Here is a 2,513-nt window from a genome sequence, read left to right as displayed (position 1 = left end):
GTGAAAAGTGCCGTGCGGCAGGCGCAGGAGCGGGCCCGGGCGGGGCGGATCCCGCCGGAGCGGGTGCTCGGGATGGAAGTTGTCACCGGGTCCGCGCGGGCGCGGGAGCTGCCGGCTGCGGGCCGAGCAGTGCGCTGGGCAGCACCATGACGGCCTGCGTGCCGCCGTAGACGTTGCTCAGCAACCGCACGGCGACGCCGTGCCGCTGAGCCAGGACGGAGACCACGTACAGGCCGATCCGGCCGTCCTGGAGCAGTTCGCCGAGGGGAACCTCGCCGGGTGAGCTCAAAATGCCGTTCATCTGGTTGCGCTCGGCCGGGGACATGCCCAGGCCCCGGTCCTCGACCTCGATCGCCACCCCCGCCGCGACGGGCTCCACCCGCACGTGCACGGTGGTCTGGGGCGGTGAGAAGACCGTCGCGTTCTCCAGCAGCTCGGCCAGCAGATGGACGACGTCGACCACGGCGTGGCCGCTGACCGTTCCGTCGATGGGCGGGACCAGCTTGACCCGGGCGTACTGGTCGATCTCGGCGACGGCGGAGCGCAGCACGTCGGTCAGGCCGACGGGGCGGGTCCACTGGCGGTGGGTGTTCGCGCCGCCGAGCACGGCCAGGTTCTCGGCGTAGCGGCGGATCCGGGTCGACAGATGGTCCACCCGGAACAGGCCCTTGAGCAGGTCGGGGTCCTCGACCTCGTTCTCCAGGTCGTCCAGCAGGCCGATCTCGCGGTGCACCAGGGATTCCAGACGGCGCGCCAGGTTGGCGAACACCTCGAACTGCTCCAGCCGGGAGTGGTGTTCCGCACCGACCGCACCGGCGGCGGTCTCCAGCAGGGCCGTCTCCGCCTCGTGGCGGGCCGCGGTGATCTCGAAACCGAGGCGGGAGAGTTCGTCCGGACCGGTCTGCGGCGGCAGTTCCGGACGGCGCCGTACCGGCAGCTCACCGGCCCGCAACCGGCGGTAGAGCGACTCCAGCTCGGCCCTGCCCTCGGCTGCGGTACGCGTCAGCTCGGCCAGCTCGGCACGGTTCCGGTCGGCCGCGCGGGACAGCTCCGCCCGGTGCCGGGTGACTGCTCGTGCCTCCGCCGAAGCCCGTACGCCGGCTATCCCGGCGGCCACGGTGCCGATGAGGACAACGCCGCCGAACACCGCGCCCTGGGCCGCCCGTTCCAGGTGGCCGTCGCCGACCAGCGCCGTGGCCACGGCACCGGTCACGGCGACCACCCCCGGCGGCAGCACGGACGACAGCACCAGACGCCGCCTCAGGGACCCGGCTCGCGACTCGGCCGTCACACGGGAGGTCACGGGCGACGTCGGCCGGTCGTCCGGCGGCATGGAAGGAGCAGGCATGACAGTCCCTGGACAGTGCGATGATCGGGCCGAGCGGGCACGTTATCGCGCACCAGTACCCCGGTGTCAGCCCCTGGCACGTACAGAAATCGAACCGTTGTCCTCAACTTCGTTTCGAGGCGGCCGTCACCGGCAGGCTGGTGAGCGAGCGCCGTCCCTCCACGAGGAATCGCGCCGGAGGCGCACGATCCGGACGGCAGGCGCTGCAGCCGTGGCCCAGTGGCGTCGTGACGCTTGTCAGGAGTCGGCGATGCCGCTGAGCGGCGCTGCGGCGCGGGCGATCACCGTGCGGTCTTCGGCGCTGAGGGCGCGTAGCCGGTCGTCGAGCCAGGCGTTGCGCTGTGCCCGGGTGGCGCCGGCGAGTTCGTGGCCTTCCGCGGTGGCGCTGAATCACCGGTGACGGCGATGACGAGCCGGGCGACCTCCGTGCCGTGGTCGTCGCCGGTGGACTTGGGGTTGATGCCCGCGTAGGCGGCGGCGGAGCCGGAGAGCTTCACGGTGGCGGAGACGGCCTGCTCGGCGGGGTGGCCCGAGTCTCCGGGGCGGTGCCGAAGGCGGCGGTGGGGATGGTGCCCTCCAGGTAACAGGTCAGGTCGCGGGTCGCGCACGCCTGGTGAGCGGCGTGGGTCCTGCTCTGGCCGCCGGCGGCCACGGCGGTGGCGGAGGCGGTCGCGGTGAGGGCGGCCGCGGCGAGGGCCGCCAGGACGAGGCGGCCGGAGCGGGCGGCGAAGCGTGAGCGCATGGAGAACTCCGTGGACCGGTGGGCGCGCTGAGCCCTCGCTCCGCGGGCCGCTGCGGCTGTCCCGGCAGGCGAGCGCGGCGAGGAGTCGGTCATACTGCGGGCCCCGCCGTCCAGGGCCGGAGTTTTTCGGGGTTGCGTACGGCCCAGAGGTGCCGGATGCGGTCGTCGGCGATGTCGAAGGAGTACACCGTCACGACGGCACCGTCCTGTCGGGCCACCAGGCCGGGCTGCCCGTTGACCGTGCGCTCGAGGAGCGTCAGGCCGGAGAGCCGGCCGGTGAAGCGGGCCATGTGGCGCGCGATCTCCTCGCTGCCCCGGAGCGTGCGGCGTGAACTGCACCACGGGCGGGTCGGTGCAGGCGACGGTGAAGAAGGAGTGCGGTGCGAGGTTCGGCACAAAACCGTCCGCGCTGACCGTGGACAC

General features: G+C 73.0%; 4 protein-coding genes and 1 pseudogene. All 5 read right to left on the bottom strand.

The window, feature by feature from the left end:
- Nucleotides 1–82: 82 nt before the first annotated feature.
- A complete protein-coding gene (locus ACWEN3_RS45210; protein WP_452984099.1) occupies nt 83–1,348 on the bottom strand; it encodes a sensor histidine kinase in 1,266 nt (421 codons plus the stop codon).
- Between the two features lie 281 nt (nt 1,349–1,629).
- Nucleotides 1,630–1,845 carry a hypothetical protein gene (locus ACWEN3_RS45205; RefSeq protein WP_452984097.1) on the bottom strand — a complete coding sequence of 72 codons (216 nt, stop codon included), beginning with the start codon at nt 1,843–1,845 and terminating at the stop codon, nt 1,630–1,632.
- Nucleotides 1,842–2,090: a hypothetical protein gene (locus tag ACWEN3_RS45200; protein WP_452984103.1), complete on the bottom strand. Its 249-nt coding sequence runs from the start codon at nt 2,088–2,090 to the stop codon at nt 1,842–1,844. The genes ACWEN3_RS45205 and ACWEN3_RS45200 overlap by 4 nt, the downstream gene beginning before the upstream one ends.
- Nucleotides 2,091–2,179: 89 nt before the next feature.
- Nucleotides 2,180–2,380 (bottom strand): hypothetical protein, encoded by a 201-nt coding sequence (locus ACWEN3_RS45195; protein ID WP_452984101.1) that lies wholly within the window; start codon nt 2,378–2,380, stop codon nt 2,180–2,182.
- Nucleotides 2,381–2,417: 37 nt separating this feature from the next.
- Nucleotides 2,418–2,513: pseudogene (locus ACWEN3_RS45190) on the bottom strand (flavin reductase family protein); the annotation flags it as partial.

The sequence above is a fragment of the Streptomyces sp. NPDC004561 genome (genome assembly GCF_053602155.1).
Note: the sequence above shows the minus strand (reverse complement) of the source record. Positions and strands in the feature narration are given on the sequence as shown.